The organism is Hydrogenophilus thiooxidans (assembly GCF_019049855.1).
GTDB classification, from domain to species: Bacteria; Pseudomonadota; Gammaproteobacteria; order Burkholderiales; family Rhodocyclaceae; genus Hydrogenophilus; species Hydrogenophilus thiooxidans.
On the sequence record NZ_JAHLSY010000004.1, the window covers coordinates 1 to 19,217 of the forward strand.

Consider the following 19,217-nt stretch of genomic DNA (forward strand, 5'->3'; position numbering starts at 1 on the left):
ACGAAGTCGTGCGCTATGCCGAAAAGCAAGGGCTTTATGTGCTCGTGCAAGCGGACGACGACGTGGTGGTGTGTAACCAGCCGGGATTTACGCCAAGGACGTGGTGAGCACCCTACCTTCAAGGCCGAAATGTCGGCCGAAAGTTTCCCGCTTCAGGCGGACGCCACCGGTTCTGAAGTGGCTGGCGAGTGCGCCAACAAGTACGCGGCAACCAAGCCGTTTGCCAAACCAAAGAGCGTTGCAGTAGAGAGAAACACCGGCAGCAACCACCAGATCCCATCGTGGGGAACGAGCCAAAGGCGCGCTAGGATCAGTTGCCCCCAGATGTGCGCCCACGCCATGAGGAGCGACGCGGTAACCGGGCCAAAGAGGTGCCGCGGAAGCCCCAGCGCAACGGCAAGCGCCGCAAGGCTTGCGATCGCACCGGCTAGCGCAAGGAAAAACCCCGGCGCGAAGAGTTGCCCCAAGGCGATACTCGCGGCGAAGACGCGCAAGAGGCTCACCCAAGCTGCCGCTTGCCAGCCGTGTCGCCAGCCTACCCAGAGTACAACGATGTTCGCCACTCCCGGTTTGACGCCGGGGATGGGAAGCGGAATCGCGGCTTCGGCGATGGAAAGGGCGATTGCTGCACCGCTCCAGCGCGCGATGCGGCGGTCTTCTGCGGTCGGGGTGAGGTGTGGGCCGGTGGTCACGCGCTTTGGTTTGCTATAGAATGGTTTCAGTTGAAAAAGCGGTAACTGTCAATTGTGATGATAGCAACGTTTCCGCGTCTTTCTGATCATTATCGGGCAACGATCCGTGCAACCGTCCGTGAGGTGTTTGGCCCGGAGGTGCGGGTGTGGCTTTTTGGTTCTCGGGTTGATGCCACTGCGCGGGGAGGCGATATCGATTTGCTGGTGGAGTCGCCTACGCCTATTGCCGATCGCGAACGCAAGACGTTGCGTTGTTTGGCTCGGTTGCAGATGCGGTTAGGAGAGCAACCGATCGATCTTTTGGTTCTCGATCCTCTGGTTGCTCGCCTCCCGATTCATGCCGAGGCTTTGCGGACAGGGCTGATGTTGTGACTGCGGCGTTTTTGCCCATTGACCGCTTGATCGCTACGCTTACGATCGTCTGGCGAGAAGGAGTGCATCTCGACTTTAGCTGGAGGCGGCTCTTTCGTGAACCGATCACGGTCGATTGGGTCTTGGGGTTGACGGATGATTGGGAACGAGCGGAACGGTTGGAAGCGTTCGTCTCGCGTTTTGGCCGGATGCAAGATACCATAGCCACGAAATTACTTCCCCGCTGGCTTTTGGCGATAGCCGAGACGCCGGGGAGTCAGATCGAGGTGCTCAATCGTGCCGAGCGGTTGGGGGTTTTGCCAAGCACCGAGCAGTGGCTCGAGGTTCGTTTGCTGCGCAACCGGTTGATTCATGAGTATCTGGTTGATCCCGCGGTGTTTGCCGAAGATTTGCTGCTAGCCCGAGAAGGTACGTTTCTACTCTTTGCGGTCTTCAACGCGGTTCGGCAGTTTGCCGAAACGCGCATCGGAATTGAGCAAACACTTTTGCCCCCGCCGCTAGAGCTACCCCACGAACAACGGGGCACGGATTCAGAAAATACCCCATTTCCGTAAGCGGTAGCGCAGTTGGCTCAGCGTGATGCCCAACTGCTGCGCTGCGCGCGATTGGTTGCCGCCACACGCTGCCAACGCGGCACGCAGCCGTTCGGGGGTGAGCGGTGGCTCGTTGGCCTGAGGGGGCTGTTCCACAGGTTGGGGCTGTGCCGCAGGGTGCGCGCGGGTGCATTGGGTGAGGCACTGTGGCGTGATCGCGCCGTCACTGAGCGCGAGCGCACGGGCGAGTACGTTTTCCAGTTCGCGGACGTTGCCGGGCCAGGGTTGCTGCTGCAGCCACGCCAGCGCTTCCGGGGTGATGGGCGCCGGGGGGAGCTGGTCCCGTTCCGCGATGCGCTGGATCAGGTGTTCGGCCAAGAGCGGAATGTCCTCACGGCGCGCGGTCAGTGGCGGAAGATCGACCACCAGGACCGCCAGGCGGTAGTAGAGGTCTTCACGAAAGCGCCCTTCGGCCACTGCGGCAGCCAGATCGACGTGCGTTGCGGCAACGAATCGGACGTCCACGGGGCGCTCTTCGGTGCCGCCAAGCGGGCGGATGGTGCGCTCTTGGAGCACCCTCAGGAGTTTGGGTTGGAGCGGCAGCGGCAATTCGGCCACTTCGTCCAGGAAAAGGGTGCCGCCCGCTGCGCTGGCGATGAGCCCGGTGCGGTCGCTGTGGGCGCCGGTATAGGCCCCTTTTTTGACGCCGAAGAGTTCCGCTTCGATGAGTTCTGCAGGGATCGCGCCACAGTTGACGGCAACGAATGGGCCATGGCGGCGCGGGGAGAGGGCGTGGAGGAGCCGCGCGGTGCGCTCTTTGCCGGAGCCCGAGGGCCCTTGGATGAGGACCGGCGCGAGGCTCTTTGCGAAACGGGCGATCTGCGCGCGCACGGTGGTCATCACGGCGCTGGACCCGATCAGTTGCGTCTGGGGGTCGCTTTCGAGGGATGGTGGCGTATTCGCTGCGGGCGCGGGCACCGCATCGAGCAGTTTGGCCAACCGTTCGCGCGCGACCGGTTTGGTGAGGAAGTCGATTGCGCCGAGTTTGGTCGCGCGCACCGCGGTGTCGATGTCGCCGTACGCGGTGATCACAGCGACGGGAAGCTCCGGTTTTTCCTGGGTCAGTGCTTCGATGATCGCGATCCCGTTACCGTCCGGAAGGCGCAGGTCGGTGAGCACCAGGTCGAAGGGTTCGCGGCGGGCGCGGGCGAGCCCTTCGGCACAGGTGGCGGCGGTGACGGCTTCCCACCCCAAGCGGGCGAGCAGCCCCTTCAGGGTGAGGCGCAGATCCGGTTCGTCGTCGATGATGAGCGCGCGCATGGCGCTATTGTGCCCGATTTTTGTGTCAAGGGCTCTATGCGATAATGGCTGCCTCGTTCGGAGTCAGCTAGCGGAGCAAGCACGATGGCAAACCAAAAAGTGGGTTTCATCGGTCTGGGGCTGATGGGCCGGCCCATGGCGTTGAACTTGTTGAAGGCTGGGTTCGAAGTGCATGTCTGGGCGCGGCGCGCAGAGTCGATGCAGCCGTTGCTCGATGCGGGTGCGCACGGGGCGGCGTCGCCCGCGGCGCTTGCCGAAGCGGTGCCGGTGACGATTTCGATGGTGGCCGATGCGCCGGACGTTGCCGAGGTGACGTTGGGGCCGAACGGTGTCGTGCAAGGAGCGCGAGCGGGCCATATCCACGTCGATATGAGCACGATCGCGCCGGGGGCGGCGAAGGAGATCGCCGCGCAGCTTGCGGAACGGGGAGTGCGGATGCTCGATGCGCCGGTCTCTGGCGGCGAGATCGGCGCGATCGAAGCCACGCTCACGATCATGGTGGGTGGCGACGAGGCTGCGTTTCAGGAGGCGTTGCCCTTTTTCGAAGCGATGGGCAAGACGGTGACCTACGTGGGGGCAAGTGGCGCGGGGCAGGTGGCGAAAGCGTGCAATCAGGTGCTTACTGGGGTCACGGTGGTCGCGGTAGCGGAAGCGCTCAACTTGGCGCGCGCGGCAGGGGTCGATCCCGCTCGGGTTCGCGAAGCGCTTTTGGGGGGTTCGGCCTACTCCAAGGTACTCGAAAACCACGGGGCACGGATGTTGGCGCGCAACTTCCGGCCTGGATTCAAGGCGTGGATGCACCAGAAGGATATGAGAATCGTGCTCGACGAGGCGCACCGTTTGAACGTGCCGGCGCTTACGTCCGCGGTTGCGGCGCAGCTCTTCAACGCGGTGGTGGGATCGGGCAAAGGGGAAGAGGATTCGATCGCGGTGCTGCAAATCTTGGAGGTGATGAGTGGTGCCAACCCCGAAGCCTGAACGGGGCGGTGCGCGGCTTACCGCAACGGTGGCACCGCGCAGTAAGCTCCCCGAGGTGGGTACGACCATCTTCACCGTGATGAGCGCACTCGCGCAGGCGCATGGGGCGATCAACCTGTCGCAGGGGTTTCCCGATTTCGACCCCGACCCGGCGCTGTTGGAGCGGGTGGCGTATTGGCTGGGTGCGGGTAAGAATCAATATCCGCCAATGGCTGGGGTGCCGGCATTGCGTGAGGCGATCGCGGCGAAGCTCGCCCGCTGTTATGGGTTGAGCGTGGACCCTGAGAGTGAAATCACGGTGACCGCCGGGGCGACGCAGGCGCTCTTTTCGGCGATCCACGCCTTGGTTCATCCGGGCGACGAGGTGATCCTTTTTGAGCCGGCGTACGACTCCTACGCGCCTGCGGTGCGTCTCGCGGGTGGTGTGGTGCGCTACGTGCCGCTGCTTCCCCCTACCTATACACCCGATTGGGGGACGTTCGATCGCTGCTTCTCCGCGCGGACACGCCTCGTGGTGGTGAATACGCCGCACAACCCCACGGGTGCGATCTGGCGCGAAGCCGATTGGGCGGCGCTTGCCGAGCGGCTCGACGGCAGTGACGCGATGGTGCTTGCCGACGAAGTCTATGAACACATCGTTTTCGATGGAGCGCGACACGAGAGCGTATTGCGGCAACCGGGGCTTGCGGGGCGGGCGCTGGCGGTATTCAGTTTTGGCAAGACGTTTCACGTCACCGGTTGGAAGATCGGGTACGTGGTGGGCGCGGCGCCACTGATGGCGGAATTTCGCCGCGTGCATCAGTTCGACGTCTTTACGGTGAGCCACGCGGAGCAGTGGGCGTTGGCCGACTATCTGGCCGAACCGGCGCACTATGAGGGGTTGGCGGCGTTTTACCAGCAAAAACGGGACCGTTTGCGGGGTTGGCTGACGCAAGCGGGGTTCAACCTGCTGCCCGCACAGGGAACCTACTTTCAGTTGGCGCACCATCCCGATTTCCGGCACGAACCCGATACGGCGTTTGTCCGCTGGCTGACCGAGACGGTAGGGGTTGCGGCGATCCCGGTTTCGGCGTTTTACCACGACCACCGCGACGACGGCGTCATCCGATTTTGTTTCGCGAAGCGCGATGAAACGCTTGATGCCGCGGGGCAGCGGTTGGTTGCCGGTTGTGGCCGGAAAGGCAAGGAAGCGTGATGAAATACTTGGTTTTGCTCGTGGTGGTGGCGGGCGTACTCTGGTGGATCCAACGCCGTTGGCAGGCGCCGCAAGCGCCGAGGCAGGAGCGCCCATGGGGCTGGCGGTGGGGTCGGACGCAAGAACCCCCTGCTGCAGCGGACGCGCCGGAAAATGCGGTGCGGGAAGATGCGTTGGTGGCATGCGCCCGTTGTGGTGTGCTGATCCCCAAGAGCGAAGCCAAAATGCGGAACGGGCGTTACTTCTGTTGTGATGAACACCGCCAACTTGGCTCCCAGTGACGGCGGCTCTCTGTCGCGCTTCTGGACGCTGAAACGCGCCAGCGACGCGCTGCGGTTGGTCATTGCCGGGTTGCTCTTGGTCGGTGGCCCGACGATGGGGTTGGGGCGGGAGGCGCCTTCGCTCTTTTTCTTCACCGCGGCGTGTTATCTGGCTGTTGCGGTGGCACTGACGGTCTGGCCCAGTGCGACACTCGTTGCCGCGCACAAGGCGGTGGCGGCCGCGGTGGTCGATGCCCTTGCGTTTGCCGCGTTGCTGGCGACAAGCGGCGGGTTCGCCTCTGGGTTGCCGACGCTGTTGTTCGTGCTGGTTGTGGTGGCGGCGCTCGAAGCGGTGCCGAAAATCGCGCTCTTTCATGCCGCGGTCGCGGCGCTCGCTTTGCTCGGGGAGAACCTGTGGCGGCTCTGGCAAGGGTGGGCGGCAACCGATCCGTTTTTGGTCGGTGCGGCGGGTGGAGCGCTTTTCGTTGCGGCGTGGTTGGCGCAGCGGTTGGGGACGCGGCTGCGGCAAACCGAGGCGGCGCACCAGGCGCAACAGGCGTTGCTCGCGTGGCAGCGTACGGTAAACGATCGCATCGTTCAGGAGCTCGCGGACGGAGTGTTGTGGATCGATGCGCAGGGGGTGGTCCGCTACGCCTCCCCCCGCGTCGTGGCGTGGTTGGGGGAAGACCCGAGTGACAAGCCGCTTACCGAAGTCCTGCCTGAGCCGATTCATCCTGGTGAGGAGCGGTGGTGGCGCCAGAACGGGCGTTTGTGGCGGCTGAAAGGCGGGATGCCGGATCGCAACGGGGTGTGGTTGCTCTTTCTCTCCGATTTTGCCGGAGTGCAGCGCGCGTTCCGGCAGGAGCGGCTGGCGTCACTGGGTTTGCTGCTTGCCGGGGTGGCGCATGAGGTGCGCAATCCCCTGGCCGGGGTGATGCAGGCGCTCGACCTCTTGCGCGATGCCGCAACGAGCAGCGAGCGCGGGGAGCTGGTTGCGTTGGCCGAGCGCAACGCGGCGCGCATCGCCCATCTGATCGACGAGGTGCTGCTGCTGGGAAGACAGCAGCCCCCAAACCCTGAGGCGGTTCCGTTGGTAGCGTGGCTACGCCGTTGGTGTTCGGAGTTGCCCCAGCCGGAGCAAACGCGCGTTTCGGTGCAGGGCAGCGACGCGATCGCGGCGTGGGTGGATGTGCGCCACCTCCAGACGATCGTCGACAATTTGGTCCGCAACGCGTTGGCCTTTGCCTCGGCGCAACCGGGCGCGGTGCAGGTGACCGTCTCGGCAGCGAACGAGCAGGTGTGCCTCACGGTGGCCGACGACGGACCCGGTGTAGCCGACGAGCTCGCCGAGCGGCTGTTCGAGCCGTTCGTCTCCGGCCGCGCCAACGGCACGGGGTTGGGTCTCTATCTGGTGCATGAGCTGGTGCGCGTAAACGGCGGTGAAGTTCGCTATCGACGTGGCCCCAAAGGGGGGGCCGTCTTTACCGTGCTGTTGCCGCAAGCGGCGCGTTGCGGGTAACCGGCGGATTGGCGCCCCGAGGCCAAAGCAGCCACCAGGTGGCGTCTGCTTTGGTGCGTCCCGCGCGTGCGCCCGCCGCGTGCCCACTCCCCCAGTAGAAGTCGCCGCGCAGAGGCCCTTGGATCGCGCCGCCGGTGTCGAGCGCGACGACCAATTGCGCGAGCGGTTGGGGCGCGTTCGGGGCGTAGAGCCACAGCGGTGCGCCAAGCGGCAGAAACCGCGGGTCGACCGCGACGCTGCGTTGCGCAACGAGCGGCACGCCGAGCGCGCCTACGGGACCGTCGGCGGGGTCGCTACTTGGGGGCGGAAGTTCGCGGAAAAAGACGTAGCTGGGGTTTTCCGCTAGGAGCGCATCGCGCGCGTGCGGGTGGGTTTCGAGCCACGCGCGGATTCCAGTCAATGACGCGCGTTCGAGGGGCAGTTCGCCGCGCGCGACCAAGAGCTGTCCGATCGAACGGTAGGGGTGGCCGTTGTGGTCGGCATAGCCGATGCGCGCTTCGCCTCCTTCCGCCAAGCGCAAGCGCCCCGAGCCTTGGATGTGGAGGAAGAAGAGGTCGAGCGGGTCTTTCGCCCAAAAGAGGACGGGAGCAGGAAACCGTGTGCCCATCGCGATGATTTCGCCGCGACTGTAGTACGGCACGACGCGGTTGCCGACCAGCCGTCCTTTGAGACGAAGGTGGCGGGTTGCGGGTACGACGCTTTCGAGCGCGACGGTGACCAGGTCCGGCGGCGGAGCGTGGATCGGAAAGGGGTAGTCCGGGCGTGGCGTGCGGCTTGCGGCGATCACCGGTTCGAAATAGCCGGTCAGGAGTCCCGTCGTGCGCTGGCCATCGGCGGTGTGGGCTGTGAGTTGCCACGGTTGCAGGTGGGTCTGGAGCCACGCCCGCTGCTCGGGTAACGGGGCGTTCGTGGGCAAACCCGCGCACAGAGGCTGCCATTCGCGGTACCGGTTGCTGAGGGTGGGGCAGGCGCGGGCCAACGCGGTGAGTGCGCCTTCTAGGGTGTCGTGCGCGGTGCCGGGAAGTTCCGCCCAGTCGCTGGGCTGTGCGGTGAGCGTGCCCGGAACCGGTTTGGGTGCCGCAGGCTGCTCGATGGGTGCGTGCGCCGTTTCGGGGAGGCAAAGCGGTGGCTGTTGAGCCGTTTGACAGCCGGTGAGCGCCGTCGCGACAAAGAGGAGGGGCGCAAGGAAGCGGCGTGCACGCGGAAAGCGCTGGGGCGGGAAACGGCGAATGCGTAGGCGAAAAGGCCCCTTTTGCGGTTCGATTGCGCGGCGTCGTATCACGGTTCGGGTTCCCAAACGGTTGGGTTTGTGGCGTATGATCGGGGCAGTATAAACGAACGCGGGGAGGATTGTGCGATGTGGGTGGCTGGGATCGAGTTGCTCGTGGTCGCGGTGCTGGTTGGGATCGTGTGGTGGGCGACGCGGCGGCGGCCGTAGCGCGTCACATGCGCCGGGATCGGTACAATGCGGCGTGTTCGTGTGGAGGAACGCAATGGTTTTCGATCGCAACATGATGGCATGGGAAGCGATGGTTCCCATTTTGGAGCGGATCGCGGTGGCGCTCGAAGCGACGAACCCTGGGGCCCCGCTCGTAGCGCCCGACTGGGCCGCTGCCGACGCTTTTTGGTTGCGGAGGGTTGGGGTTCGGGTGAGCTTGGAGCCCGTGCGCCATCCACACCGACTCCGTTTGGCCGATCTGCGTGAGATCGACGCGCAAAAAGCGCGTGTGGTGGCGAACACCGAGCAGTTTTTGCGCGGGTTGCCTGCGAACAACGTGTTGCTGACCGGAGCGCGCGGGTGCGGCAAGTCGTCGCTTGTCAAAGCGCTCTTGACCGAATATGCCGCGCAGGGGTTGCGCTTGATCGAGATCGAAAAAGGGGATCTCGTCGAACTGCCCCGTTTGTTGGAGCGGGTTGCAGACGCCCCGTGGCGCTTCGTGCTCTTCATCGACGATCTGTCGTTCGAGCCGGGAGAGGCAGCGTACAAGACGTTGAAGAGCGTGCTCGACGGTTCGGTTTGGGCGCAGCCCGAGAATGTGCTGATTTACGCGACGTCGAACCGCCGCCACCTGATGCCGGAGTATTTCAGCGAAAACGAAGCGACCCGACACGTAGGCGGCGAGGTGCATCCCGCCGAGGCAACGGAAGAGAAGATTTCGCTTTCGGAGCGCTTCGGGCTCTGGGTGTCGTTCTATCCCTTTTCCCAAGCGGCATACTTGGAGATCGTGGCGACGTGGCTGCGCCATTTTGGTGCGAGCGACGCCCAGATCGCGGCGGCACGGCAAGAGGCGCTGGTCTGGGCGATCGAGCGCGGGTCGCGTTCTGGCCGGGTGGCGTGGCAATTCGCGCGCGATTGGGCGGGACGGCATGGACTGGGTGCAGACCGAACGGAAGGGCACGCGCGATGAAGCGCGTGGCGGTTGCCGCGGCCGTGCTGTGGAACGAGTCGGGTTCGGTGCTCCTCGGGCAACGTGCGCCGGACACCTTCTATCCCGGTTATTGGGAGTTTCCTGGCGGGAAAATCGAAGCGGGGGAAACGCCGCGTGAGGCGCTCATTCGCGAACTGCGCGAAGAGTTGGGGCTTGAGCTAACCGCAGCGCGCATCGCCCCCTGGTTGTGTCGCCGCCACCGCTACGCGCACGCCGATGTGACCTTGCACTTTTTCCAGGTCTGGGGGTGGCGTGGTACGCCGCAACCGCACGTCCATGCGGCGCTAACGTGGCAGACGCCCGGCGCGTGGTCGGTGGCGCCGATGCTTCCGGCGAACACGCCGGTAGCCGAGGCGCTTGTGCTGCCGCGGTTGATGGTGGTCTCTCAGGTTACCGCCGCATCGAGAGGAGCGCCGGTGGGGTCGCCTGCGTGGCACGACGCTGCGGCGCGATGGGCCGCGTCGATTCGGGCGGCGCGTGCCCACGGTGCGGTGATCGCGCAAATTCGGGAAAAGCGGCCCGACCCGGGGGCGGAGGCGGGGGATAATGCGGCCGCGGAGTGGTCACGGTTGGGAATCGCGCAGTTGGTGGCGATCGCACGCGAGGCGGGTGCGGAACGGGTCGTCGTCAATGGGCCGCCCGAATGGGCGGATGCGGTTGGCGCCGACGGCTGCCACCTCTCGGCGCAAGCAGCGCGCACGCTGTTGGCACGCGGTGCAAAGCGGCCCGTACTGCGGTACGGGTTGCTGTTGGGCGTGTCAGTCCATGATGCTTCGGAACGGGCGGTTGCGGAGGCGCTAAACGCCGACTACTGGGTGGTGGGGCCGGTTGCAGCGACCCAAAGCCATCCGGAGCGCGCGCCGCTTGGTTGGTCGCGCTTTTCCGCGTTGATCGCGGCGCCTCCCGTGCCGGTCTTTGCGATCGGGGGGCTTACGGCAGCCGAATTGCCGCATGCGCTCAGCGCCGGGGCGCACGGGATCGCGGCGATCCGCGGTTGGTTGCATGGTCAATAGCAGAGCGTAAGCGCGAAGGGAACCGTTTGGGTGCTCACCGCTTCCGTGCCGATGCCGCCTTCGTCGGTCACGGGGATGAAGTGGAGGTTGAACTGGTATTTGTTCGCGGAAACCTTGGGAACGACGCGATGCGCGGAGTCGATCCACACTTGGATGAGGCGCGGCAGTCTTCCGTCGAGTGGTTGCTGGTAGCAGCCGTTGGCTGCGGTATGGGTCTGCGGCGTGCTTTGTGCCCGCAGGTGCGCCAAGACGCAGGCAATCGCGTCCAGGAGGGGGTGCAACGGTTGCGCCCAGGCGTCGAGATCGGCGCGGCGCTTTTCGGCGCTCAGTTTGAGCCAGAAGTGGTAGGTCGGGAGGTCGAACGCGCAGACGCCGCCTGAGACGTGCGCGCGAGTGCGCAGCGCGTTCAAAAGCGGCTGCGTGCGCATCACGTGGTCGATCCGTCCGGGTTGCTGGCGCAACGCGTCGATCAGTGCCAACGCCTGGGCAACCGGTTCGTGCAGCGCGATGCGGCGCGGCCGTTGGCTCGTCGTTTCCTGAGCGGTCGGTGCGGCACAGAGGGCCTCCAACGCGGCGATGAGGTGCCGCTTGAGGTCGCTGCGTCCGGCGATATCGACGCATTCGAAGAGCGCCATCAGGGCGGCGTGGTGGTCGTCCGGGGTGTTCGCTTGAGCGAAGTGGCGCCAACGGCTCCACGTGGCCTCCAGTCGCAACCAGGTGCGTACCTGTTCGGTGAGCGGGAATTCGAAACGGATCATCGTACGGCTCCCCGCGTAGCGCCTTCTGCTGCTACGCCGCCTGGCGCTGCGCCTTCTGCCACAGTACCTCCCGCTGCAGCGAGGTATTGCCGGTGCAGCGCTTCGATCTGCGCTTCGAGGTAGGCGCGGTCGCCGCTATTGTCGATCACATCGTGCGCCGCGGCCAGCCGCTCGGCGCGCGAGGCTTGTGCCGCCAAAATTGCGGCGATCTGTTCCTCAGGTAACCCCGAACGCGCTTTGACCCGGCTGATCTGCTGTTCCTGCGGGCAATCGACCACCAGAAGGCGGTCGATGAGCGTTTGGTACGCCCCGGTTTCGACAAGAAGCGGCACAACCAAGATGAGGTACGGGTGGTGGGGCGCCAATGCGTCGATCCGATGGGTGACAGTATCACGGATCATCGGGTGCAGGATCGCTTCCAGCCGTTTGCGCGCAGCCGGATCGGAAAAAGCAAGCGCACGCATCGCTGCTCGGTGCAACGCGCCCTCTGGGGTGAGCACCTGGGAGCCGAACGCCCGGCGAATCGCAGGGATCGCCGCGCCATTTGCGGCGGTGAGTTCGTGGGCGATCGCGTCGGTGTCGATCACACCCGCGCCCAAGTGCGCAAAGTATTCGGCTGCCGTGCTTTTGCCCGAACCGATGCCGCCAGTGAGACCGACAAGGTAAGGGCGGGTCGTCATCGGCACGCCTCCCAGGTTTGGTGGGGCAAGCGGGCTTTGGCACGACTGAGGAAGCGTTCGAGAGCTGCCTCAGGCCCTTTGGCAAGGAGGGTGAAGCGCTCAGAAGAGGGGCGGGGCAGAATCTCGATGTGGGTCACTCCTTTTTGCCGCAATTGTGCGGCCAGTGTTTCTGCGCGGTCGCGGGTGCGGAAAATCCCCAAGGAGATGCGCCACTGATGGGGTCCAGCGTCCCGCACGATGAAAAGATCGCTCACCCCTTTTTGTCGCAGGGTTTCGGCAAGTTGTTGCGCCCGTTTTTCGTTTTCTGCTCTTGGGGTTGCGACCCACCACGCTTCAACCCCCCGTTCGGCCGTTGCGGTAAGTTGCACGCCAGGAACCGTTTGGGCTAGTTCGGTCAAAATGCGACGTTCCTCCGCAGAAGCGGAGGTTTGGCGGCAAAGCAGCACGGGGGTTTTGGCTGCTGGTGGTTGTGTCGTTTGCAAAGCCATGGTGCTGGAAGCGGAGTGCGTTTCGCGCGCGAAGCGCCCGGGCAAAGGGGGGTCGGGCTGAGTTGGCGTAGGGGGGGGTTCCGGTGCTGAAGTAGCGGTCGGTTCTTGTGCCGGCGTGTGTGTGGGTTGCGGCGCCAGAGTCGGCGTCTCTTGTTGGGCCCGCGCTACCGCTTCGAGCGGGGGTTGCGGCTTTTTCGGCGCCATCGGATCGGGCGCAATCGCCGAAGGAGAGTGGGCAGCGGTAGGAGCGGCCGGTGCGGCTGCTTCGGTTTCCGGCGCTGCGCCAGCCAGTACCGCAGTGACCGGATCGGCGGGGCGCGCAGCCGCTTGCGTTTGCACGGTGGCAGGGGACGTTTGGGTGGCCGTTGGGGGCGATTGGGCTGCCGCTACGGCGTCGTTATGGGCACGCGCGCCCTCCGGCGTATATTCGACTATCGTTGCGGCGACGAGTTGGAGCGCGTCGCTGCGCAGGGGCTGCGGCAGCGGTTGTGGCCGCGGCGGTTCCGGAAGCGAGACGAGTCCGCTTTGCGCAGCGAAAAGCAGCGCGTTGATCACCAAAAGAAGCGCGATCGCAAACCGCATCGTTTCCGCCCGCCGCAACTGCGGTTACGCGGTCGGCGCAGCGACCTTGGGGAGATGCGCCAGCGACGCTTCGATTGCCTCGGCGGGGTATTCGAAGTCTTCGAGTTCGCCGCGTAGGTATTTGTCGTACGCAGAGAGGTCGAAGTGGCCGTGTCCGGTGAGGTTGAAGAGGATCACTTTCGGCGCTCCGCTCTCTTTGCACGCCAGCGCTTCGTCGATCGCAGCGCGAATCGCGTGGCACGACTCCGGCGCGGGGAGGATCCCTTCGGTGCGGGCAAAGAGGACCCCTGCTTCGAACGTCGCAACTTGCGGCACCGCACGCGCTTCGAGCAACCCTTCGTGGTAGAGCTGGGAGACAAGGGGCGAATCGCCGTGGTAGCGAAGACCGCCCGCGTGGATGCCCGGGGGCATGAAGTCGTGCCCGAGCGTATACATCCGCATGAGCGGCGTGAATCCGGAAGCGTCGCCGTAATCGTACGCATAAACCCCTTTCGTGAGGGTGGGGCAGGAGGTAGGCTCGACCGCGACGCAGCGCAGGTGCTCCGCCCGTTTGTCTCCTGCGATCTTGTCGGCCAAGAACGGGAAGGCAATGCCGCCGAAGCTCGAACCACCGCCGCACGGACCCAAGATCACGTCGGGATAAAGCCCCAGCAGTTCGAACTGTTTTTTGGCTTCCAGTCCGATCACGGTTTGGTGCAGGAGCACGTGGTTGAGGACCGACCCCAAGGTGTAGTTGGTGTCAGCGCGGCTTGCGGCCTCTTCCACCGCTTCGGAGATCGCGATGCCGAGCGAGCCGGGGTTGTCGGGTTCGCGTTCGAGGATTGCTCGCCCCGTCTGCGTGTGGGGCGAGGGGCTGGGAAAGACCTCGGCGCCCCACGTCTGCATGAGGATGCGGCGGTAGGGTTTCTGCTCGTAACTCACTTTCACCATATAGACCCGCACTTCGAGGCCAAATTTCTGGCCGGCGAACGCGATCGAGCTCCCCCATTGACCGGCACCGGTTTCGGTCGTGAGCCGCTTGATGCCGACCAGTTGGTTGTAGTAGGCCTGAGGAACCGCAGAGTTGGGTTTGTGCGAGCCGGACGGCGAGACGCCTTCATACTTGAAGAAGAGTTTGGCTGGGGTGCCCAGCGCTTGTTCGAGCCGTACCGCGCGCACAAGCGGTGAAGGGCGCCAGATCCGGTAGGTTTCGCGTACCGCCTCTGGGATTGGAATCCAGCGCTCGCTGCTCATCTCCTGCGCAAGGAGCGGTTCGGGAAAGATTGCACCCATCTGTTCGGGCGTCACCGGCTTGCCATCTGGCCCAAGCGGTGGTGCGGGGGGGTTGGGCATGTCGGCGACGATGTTGTACCAGTGAGTCGGGATCTCGTTTTCGGGGAGCAGGATGCGGGTGGGTTCGGTCATGATGTCTCCTCGTTGTGTGTTGACGGTGCAGAGGGGCCGGTCGGTGGTTCGGGCGGTGTCTGAGGGGGGTGCGACTCCGGCTGCGCGCACGCAAGCGCGGCAAGGCCCAGGAAAAGTAAATTATCGCGCACCTCATGCGGGATGTCTACGTGGGGGGAGAGGAGCGGTGCGGCGCCGCCGTGCAGGATCACGCGCGGCAGGATCGAAGTCTGTTTGGCTACCTGCGCCGTGAATGCCGCGATCGCCCCCTTTTGCGCCAGCCAGACACCGGTGGCGATCGCGGTTTCGGTATCGGTGGGGGGAAACGGAGCCGTCGCGATCTGGTCGACGGCGCGGCGCGGGTCGAGCTGTGGGAGTCGCGCGGTGCGGGCTGCGAGCGCAGCGAACATCGCGTCGATGCCAGGCAGAATCGCGCCACCGCGAAACGCGCCGGTTTCGTCGAGCCAGTCGAGCGTGGTCGCGGTGCCACAACCGACGATCACCGCTGGCGCCAACCCAGCGTGCCATGCTCCAACTGCGGTGACCCAGCGATCGGCGCCCAGCTGTTGGGGATTGCGGTACTGGTTAAGGACGCCCGCACCGTGCTGGCTCGGCGCGATCCAATGGCATGGGATGCGATGCGCGGCAAAGCGGGCAGTGATCGCCTGGGTACGGGACGGTGTGGTGACGCTGACACCGACGACGCACGGAATCGTGGACAGCAACGGGGTGAGCTGCTGCCACCATGCTTCGAGTGCCGTGTCGTCGTACGCAAACGCCCCTTGCGCGTCGTCCCGCCAATACCATTTGCCGCGACTGTTTCCCAGATCGAGGAGGAGCGGCACAGGGCGTATGCGCGCGGCGGCGGAGGTCAGCGTCTGGTGTGCCCCTGCCGCAGTGGTGACCTGGAGTTCCCCCCGGGCGTTGACGCCGCTCAAGCGGACGAGATGCGGTTCTGTCGTTTCGTGCGCGGGCAGCAGTTGCAACCAACGGTCGCGCCACGCGGCACGGGCCCACCACGCCGCTTGCCAAGGGGTGAAGCCTGCGCCGCAGCGGAAGTCTTCGAGTACGGCAACCACTGCGCCGACCAGCGTCTGCAGCAGGGTTTCAGCAGGGGGAACGAGCGTGAGGTGCTCGGCAAGCGCGGTGGGGGGCAATGTCCAGGGATCTCGGTCGTCGAGTCGTGGTGCCGCACGATGGTTCAGACCGACGCCGACGACGACGATCGGCGGCGCTTGCCCCCGCCATTGCGCTTCGACGAGGATCCCGCCGAGTTTGCGCTCCGCAACGAGCAGATCGTTCGGCCATTTGAGGCGAACGGGGAGGTCGAGCAGTTCCAATCGTTCGGCAAGCGCCGCGCCCACCGCAAGCGAAAGGCCTTCGAGGTTCGTCTGGGGCGGGAGGCGGGTTGCCACCGAGAATGCGATTCCGGCACCCTCCGGCATCGTCCAGCGTCGGCCGCTTTGACCGCGGCCCGCGGTCTGCCGTTGGGCGGTGACGGCCAGGTAATGGCCGGGAGCGAGGGATTCGGCCTGCTGTCCGGCAACGTCGTTGGTCGACGCGCACGCGTCGAGCGCGAGCCAGTGCAGCGTAGGTGCGGTTGGCATGGGGTTTGCTATTTGTTCGAACGGATGGGAACAGGAGATAGCGATGAAACAGATTGCGATTGTACGCTTTTCCCCGATCGAAGGGCCGGGAACCTTTGCCGATTTCGTCGCAGCGCAAGGAGGGGAAACGCACCTCATCGCGATCGATCAAGGGGCACCGCTTCCGAGGGATCCGGAACAGTATGACGGTTGGTGCTTGATGGGTGGGCCGATGAGCGTCAATGATCCGTTGCCGTGGATCGAACCCCTCCTTGGGTTGCTCCGCCAGGCGGTGGCCAGTGGGGTGCCCGTTATCGGTCACTGTCTCGGTGGCCAGCTGTTGGCAAAGGCTTTAGGGGCAACCGTCACGCGCAACCCAACGAAGGAGATTGGATGGGGCGAGGTGTGGGTGACCAACCGATCGGAGGGACGACGTTGGCTCGGCGATTGCGAACGCTTTGTGGCGTTTCATTGGCATGGCGAGACTTTTTCACTCCCTGAAGGCGCAATCGGGTGGCTGGCTAGCGCCCATTGTTCCCAGCAAGCCTTTGCGCTGGGACCGCATTTGGCATTGCAGTGCCACGTGGAGATGACCGAAGCGATGATTGAGCGCTGGTGCGCCGATTGGGCGAAAGAGGGAGTTGGAGCGAGCGCGTCGGTGCAGACGCCCGAGGCGATCGTCGCGGCGATCCCCGACCATTTACCGCAGCTCACGGCGACGGCGATGCGGCTTTACCGGGAATGGTGGCGGGGGGTGTCCGATGTCCGTGCATGAGCTGACACTGACCAGTTTCGCGCAACCGATTTGGAGCGTGCCCCACGGTCGTGTGGTGGGATGGGAGGCGCTGTTGCGTGTGCAGGACGGAGCGTGTGTTGGTGCAGTGTGTGCATTTTTTGGGCGCACGGATTCTCGTCATGCACCGTTTTGGTGCAATGGTGCATCGCAATAAAAGCGGTGCGCTTCATCTGCGCGCACGCTGTGGCGAAATTCGTTGATTTCTCATCATTTTTTCTTTGGCACGCCACTTGCTCACCTGAAGTTGCGATTCATGCAACTGAGGAGAAAACCATGAAAGCGAAGGCTTTGGTTCTGGGATGCGGTGCCGTCGCGGTGGCCGCAGCGCTGTTTTCCCATGGTGCGGCGGCGCAAAGCGCGGTCACCGGCAATGTGGCGTTGGTGAGCGATTACGTCTACCGTGGCTTTTCGCAGACCAACGAGAAAGTGGCGTTGCAAGCCAGTGTCGATTGGGTAGGTGCCGACGGTTGGTACGTTGGTCTTTGGGGAACGAACGTTTCCTGGCTCTCCGACGCTGCGCCGGGCAGTTCCAACAGTGTCGAGCTCGATCTCTACGGCGGCAAGCGCTGGTCGATGGGGGACCTTGCTTTCGACGTCGGCCTGCTCCAGTACTACTACCCGGGAAGTTACTCGGTGGCGTGGAAAGCAGCCTCTGGGCTCAAGACGCCTCATACCACCGAGGTCTATGGGGCAGTGGGATACGGGCCGGCGACTTTCAAAATCTCTTATGCGCTCACCGATCTCTTCGGCGCGCCCCATTCCGATGGCAGTCAATATTACGACCTCACCGTGGCGCCTGAGGTAATGCCTGGCGTGAAATTGCTGGCCCACGTCGGACGGCAGGTGGTTCGCGGCACAGGCAACGCCGACTATACCGACTGGAAGGTAGGGGTGAGTGCCAGCTACGGCGGATTCGATTGGGGGCTTTATTACGTCGACACCAACGTCAGCGGTTCGAAACTTGCCGATTCGCGTGTGGTGTTCAGTGTTGGCAAAACTTTTTGAGAGGAGCGGATCATGAAAATGGTCAGCGCGATCATCAAGCCGTTCAAGCTCGACGAAGTGCGTGAAGCGTTGAACGAGGCGGGCATTACCGGACTGACGGTCACCGAAGTGAAGGGGTTTGGTCGGCAAAAAGGGCATACCGAGCTCTACCGCGGCGCCGAGTACGTGGTCGATTTCTTGCCCAAGGTCCGGGTGGATGTCGCAGTTATGGACGAGCAGCTCGATCAGGTGGTCGATGCGATCGTCCAGGCGGCGCGAACGGGAAAGGTGGGCGACGGCAAGATTTTCGTCATGCCGCTCGAGCAGGTCGTTCGGATTCGTACGGGCGAGACCGACGCCTCAGCATTGTGAGGAATGGATAGGAGCGAAACGATGGAAATGGTGAACAAAGGGGATGTGGCGTGGATGCTCACGTCGACGCTTCTGGTGTTGATGATGGTGATGCCTGGGCTCGCACTCTTTTATGGCGGGATGGTGCGGGCGAAAAATGTCCTTTCGGTGCTGATGCAGGTGATGACCACCTTTGCCCTTGCAGTGGTGCTGTGGGCCATTTATGGCTATTCGCTCGCTTTCACCGAAGGTAACCCGTATTTTGGGTCGTTCGCGAAACTCTTTTTGAGCGGCGTTACGCTCGAAAGCCTAGCGGATACCTTCAGCGAGGGGGTGAAGCTGCCGGAGATGGCCTTCATCGCGTTTCAAGGAACGTTCGCGGGCATTACCGCGGCGCTGATCGTCGGCGGGTTTGCGGAACGGATGCGTTTTTCCGCGGTGCTCGTCTTCACGGCGATCTGGCTTACGTTTGCCTATCTGCCGATCGCCCACATGGTGTGGGGACCAGGTGGTTGGTTGCTGGGCGACGGTGCGCTCGATTTCGCGGGGGGTACGGTCGTGCATATCAACGCGGGGATCGCCGGTTTGGTCGGCGCGTATCTCGTGGGTAAGCGCATTGGGTACGGCCGTGAGGCGCTGACGCCCCACTCTTTGCCCCTGACGATGGTCGGCGCTTCGCTGCTTTGGGTGGGCTGGTTCGGGTTCAACGCTGGTTCGGCGCTGGAGGCGAACAGCACCGCAGCGCTCGCGTTCCTGAACACCCTGTTTGCAACCGCAGCGGCAATTCTCCTCTGGTTGGCGGGTGAGGCGCTCCTCAAGGGGAAACCCTCGATGTTGGGCGGCGCTTCGGGCGCGGTGGCTGGGTTGGTGGCGATCACACCCGCGGCGGGCACCGTTGGCCCGATGGGCGCACTCGTCATCGGTGCGGCAGCCGGCGTGGTGGGGCTCTGGGGCGTCAACCAGCTGAAGCGGTGGTTGGGTGTTGACGACGCGCTGGACGTCTTCGGTGTGCATGGGGTTTGTGGGATCGTCGGTGCATTACTCACAGGGGTGTTTACCGCACCGTCGCTGGGTGGTACCGGTAGCGCCGATTTTTCGATTGCGTCGCAACTCGTAATCCAGGCCAAAGGGGTAATCGTCACATTGGTTTGGTCCGGCGTGGTCTCGTTCGTTGCTTACAAAATCGCGGCGGCGCTTACGGGTGGTTTGCGCGTCGCGGAAGAGGAGGAGCGCGAAGGGCTCGATATCGTGGCGCACGGGGAAAGCGGCTACCGCTTCTGATTCCTCCTCTGCAGCGA

At 64.2% G+C, this 19,217-nt stretch carries 20 protein-coding genes; 12 read left to right on the plus strand and 8 right to left on the minus strand.

From position 1 onward, the window contains the following. Positions 1-152 precede the first annotated feature (152 nt). Positions 153-692 carry a Gx transporter family protein gene (locus KUL93_RS02730; protein WP_217125589.1) on the minus strand — a complete coding sequence of 180 codons (540 nt, stop codon included), beginning with the start codon at positions 690-692 and terminating at the stop codon, positions 153-155. A 57-nt stretch (positions 693-749) separates the two neighbouring features. Here KUL93_RS02730 and KUL93_RS02735 point away from each other — a divergent pair, with 57 nt between their 5' ends. Beyond that, the gene (locus KUL93_RS02735) at positions 750-1,064 is read left to right on the plus strand and encodes a nucleotidyltransferase domain-containing protein (protein WP_217125590.1); all 315 of its coding nucleotides are present in this window, start codon (positions 750-752) and stop codon (positions 1,062-1,064) included. Further along, positions 1,061-1,618 (plus strand): hypothetical protein, encoded by a 558-nt coding sequence (locus tag KUL93_RS02740; protein ID WP_217125591.1) that lies wholly within the window; start codon positions 1,061-1,063, stop codon positions 1,616-1,618. The genes KUL93_RS02735 and KUL93_RS02740 overlap by 4 nt, the downstream gene beginning before the upstream one ends. On the opposite strand, the gene KUL93_RS02745 is transcribed toward KUL93_RS02740, so the two are convergent. Beyond that, positions 1,595-2,917 (minus strand): sigma-54-dependent transcriptional regulator, encoded by a 1,323-nt coding sequence (locus KUL93_RS02745; RefSeq protein ID WP_217125592.1) that lies wholly within the window; start codon positions 2,915-2,917, stop codon positions 1,595-1,597. The genes KUL93_RS02740 and KUL93_RS02745 overlap by 24 nt on opposite strands. Before the next feature lie 84 nt (positions 2,918-3,001). On the opposite strand from KUL93_RS02745, the gene KUL93_RS02750 reads away from it, so the two are divergent. Genes KUL93_RS02750 through KUL93_RS02765 form a run of 4 tightly spaced genes read left to right on the plus strand, consistent with a single transcriptional unit; the run spans position 3,002 to position 6,869 of the window. Further along, on the plus strand, positions 3,002-3,895 hold the full coding sequence (locus KUL93_RS02750) for an NAD(P)-dependent oxidoreductase (protein WP_217125593.1): 894 nt from the start codon (positions 3,002-3,004) through the stop codon (positions 3,893-3,895). Continuing rightward, positions 3,876-5,090 carry a methionine aminotransferase gene (locus KUL93_RS02755; protein ID WP_346731629.1) on the plus strand — a complete coding sequence of 405 codons (1,215 nt, stop codon included), beginning with the start codon at positions 3,876-3,878 and terminating at the stop codon, positions 5,088-5,090. The genes KUL93_RS02750 and KUL93_RS02755 overlap by 20 nt, the downstream gene beginning before the upstream one ends. Further along, positions 5,090-5,371: a PP0621 family protein gene (locus KUL93_RS02760; protein ID WP_217125594.1), complete on the plus strand. Its 282-nt coding sequence runs from the start codon at positions 5,090-5,092 to the stop codon at positions 5,369-5,371. Before KUL93_RS02755 ends, KUL93_RS02760 begins: the two co-directional genes overlap by 1 nt. Then, the gene (locus tag KUL93_RS02765) at positions 5,343-6,869 is read left to right on the plus strand and encodes an ATP-binding protein (protein ID WP_217125595.1); all 1,527 of its coding nucleotides are present in this window, start codon (positions 5,343-5,345) and stop codon (positions 6,867-6,869) included. Before KUL93_RS02760 ends, KUL93_RS02765 begins: the two co-directional genes overlap by 29 nt. Here the strand turns inward: KUL93_RS02765 and mltA are convergent. Continuing rightward, entirely contained in the window at positions 6,832-8,382 is a 1,551-nt protein-coding gene (gene mltA / locus KUL93_RS02770; protein WP_217125596.1) for a murein transglycosylase A, read from the minus strand. The two genes, KUL93_RS02765 and mltA, sit on opposite strands and share 38 nt — an antisense overlap. Before the next feature lie 16 nt (positions 8,383-8,398). Between mltA and KUL93_RS02775 the strand changes: the two genes are divergently transcribed. After that, entirely contained in the window at positions 8,399-9,277 is an 879-nt protein-coding gene (locus KUL93_RS02775) for an ATP-binding protein (RefSeq protein ID WP_346731630.1), read from the plus strand. After that, positions 9,274-10,311, plus strand: a complete 1,038-nt coding sequence (locus tag KUL93_RS02780; protein ID WP_217125598.1) for a Nudix family hydrolase — start codon at positions 9,274-9,276, stop codon at positions 10,309-10,311. Before KUL93_RS02775 ends, KUL93_RS02780 begins: the two co-directional genes overlap by 4 nt. Here the strand turns inward: KUL93_RS02780 and zapD are convergent. The 5 genes from zapD to KUL93_RS02805 are packed head-to-tail and all read right to left on the minus strand — an operon-like array spanning position 10,305 to position 15,809. Beyond that, positions 10,305-11,069 (minus strand): cell division protein ZapD, encoded by a 765-nt coding sequence (zapD, locus tag KUL93_RS02785; RefSeq protein ID WP_217125599.1) that lies wholly within the window; start codon positions 11,067-11,069, stop codon positions 10,305-10,307. The genes KUL93_RS02780 and zapD overlap by 7 nt on opposite strands. Continuing rightward, on the minus strand, positions 11,066-11,749 hold the full coding sequence (coaE, locus tag KUL93_RS02790; RefSeq protein ID WP_217125600.1) for a dephospho-CoA kinase: 684 nt from the start codon (positions 11,747-11,749) through the stop codon (positions 11,066-11,068). The genes zapD and coaE overlap by 4 nt, the downstream gene beginning before the upstream one ends. After that, positions 11,746-12,819 (minus strand): SPOR domain-containing protein, encoded by a 1,074-nt coding sequence (locus KUL93_RS02795; RefSeq protein WP_217125601.1) that lies wholly within the window; start codon positions 12,817-12,819, stop codon positions 11,746-11,748. Before KUL93_RS02795 ends, coaE begins: the two co-directional genes overlap by 4 nt. Positions 12,820-12,843: 24 nt before the next feature. After that, complete coding sequence (locus KUL93_RS02800) at positions 12,844-14,223, minus strand: TrpB-like pyridoxal phosphate-dependent enzyme (RefSeq protein WP_217125602.1); 1,380 nt, start codon at positions 14,221-14,223, stop codon at positions 12,844-12,846. Continuing rightward, complete coding sequence (locus KUL93_RS02805) at positions 14,220-15,809, minus strand: biotin--[acetyl-CoA-carboxylase] ligase (RefSeq protein WP_217125603.1); 1,590 nt, start codon at positions 15,807-15,809, stop codon at positions 14,220-14,222. The genes KUL93_RS02800 and KUL93_RS02805 overlap by 4 nt, the downstream gene beginning before the upstream one ends. A gap of 43 nt (positions 15,810-15,852) precedes the next feature. On the opposite strand from KUL93_RS02805, the gene KUL93_RS02810 reads away from it, so the two are divergent. The 4 genes from KUL93_RS02810 (at position 15,853) to KUL93_RS02825 (ending at position 19,200) form a co-directional block, all read left to right on the plus strand. Then, entirely contained in the window at positions 15,853-16,563 is a 711-nt protein-coding gene (locus KUL93_RS02810) for a type 1 glutamine amidotransferase (protein WP_217125604.1), read from the plus strand. Positions 16,564-16,857: 294 nt separating this feature from the next. Continuing rightward, positions 16,858-17,589: a TorF family putative porin gene (locus KUL93_RS02815; RefSeq protein ID WP_217125605.1), complete on the plus strand. Its 732-nt coding sequence runs from the start codon at positions 16,858-16,860 to the stop codon at positions 17,587-17,589. Between the two features lie 12 nt (positions 17,590-17,601). Further along, positions 17,602-17,940, plus strand: a complete 339-nt coding sequence (gene glnK / locus KUL93_RS02820; RefSeq protein ID WP_119334628.1) for a P-II family nitrogen regulator — start codon at positions 17,602-17,604, stop codon at positions 17,938-17,940. A 30-nt stretch (positions 17,941-17,970) separates the two neighbouring features. Then, a complete protein-coding gene (locus KUL93_RS02825) occupies positions 17,971-19,200 on the plus strand; it encodes an ammonium transporter (RefSeq protein ID WP_430408199.1) in 1,230 nt (409 codons plus the stop codon). The last annotated feature ends 17 nt before the right edge of the window (positions 19,201-19,217 follow it).

Bases quoted from the DNA above. Each gene is read 5' to 3' on its own strand.
- KUL93_RS02780 (WP_217125598.1), top strand. From the start codon at position 9,274: ATGAAGCGCGTGGCGGTTGCCGCGGCCGTGCTGTGGAACGAGTCGGGT.
- KUL93_RS02750 (WP_217125593.1), top strand. From the start codon at position 3,002: ATGGCAAACCAAAAAGTGGGTTTCATCGGTCTGGGGCTGATGGGCCGG.
- KUL93_RS02800 (WP_217125602.1), bottom strand. From the start codon at position 14,223: ATGACCGAACCCACCCGCATCCTGCTCCCCGAAAACGAGATCCCGACT.
- mltA (WP_217125596.1), bottom strand. From the start codon at position 8,382: ATGTTGCGATCGAAAACCATTGCGTTCCTCCACACGAACACGCCGCAT.
- KUL93_RS02775 (WP_346731630.1), top strand. From the start codon at position 8,399: ATGGTTCCCATTTTGGAGCGGATCGCGGTGGCGCTCGAAGCGACGAAC.
- KUL93_RS02805 (WP_217125603.1), bottom strand. From the start codon at position 15,809: ATGCCAACCGCACCTACGCTGCACTGGCTCGCGCTCGACGCGTGCGCG.
- KUL93_RS02765 (WP_217125595.1), top strand. From the start codon at position 5,343: ATGAACACCGCCAACTTGGCTCCCAGTGACGGCGGCTCTCTGTCGCGC.
- KUL93_RS02795 (WP_217125601.1), bottom strand. From the start codon at position 12,819: ATGCGGTTTGCGATCGCGCTTCTTTTGGTGATCAACGCGCTGCTTTTC.
- glnK (WP_119334628.1), top strand. From the start codon at position 17,602: ATGAAAATGGTCAGCGCGATCATCAAGCCGTTCAAGCTCGACGAAGTG.
- KUL93_RS02735 (WP_217125590.1), top strand. From the start codon at position 750: ATGATAGCAACGTTTCCGCGTCTTTCTGATCATTATCGGGCAACGATC.
- coaE (WP_217125600.1), bottom strand. From the start codon at position 11,749: ATGACGACCCGCCCTTACCTTGTCGGTCTCACTGGCGGCATCGGTTCG.
- KUL93_RS02810 (WP_217125604.1), top strand. From the start codon at position 15,853: ATGAAACAGATTGCGATTGTACGCTTTTCCCCGATCGAAGGGCCGGGA.
- KUL93_RS02745 (WP_217125592.1), bottom strand. From the start codon at position 2,917: ATGCGCGCGCTCATCATCGACGACGAACCGGATCTGCGCCTCACCCTG.
- KUL93_RS02815 (WP_217125605.1), top strand. From the start codon at position 16,858: ATGAAAGCGAAGGCTTTGGTTCTGGGATGCGGTGCCGTCGCGGTGGCC.
- KUL93_RS02760 (WP_217125594.1), top strand. From the start codon at position 5,090: ATGAAATACTTGGTTTTGCTCGTGGTGGTGGCGGGCGTACTCTGGTGG.
- zapD (WP_217125599.1), bottom strand. From the start codon at position 11,069: ATGATCCGTTTCGAATTCCCGCTCACCGAACAGGTACGCACCTGGTTG.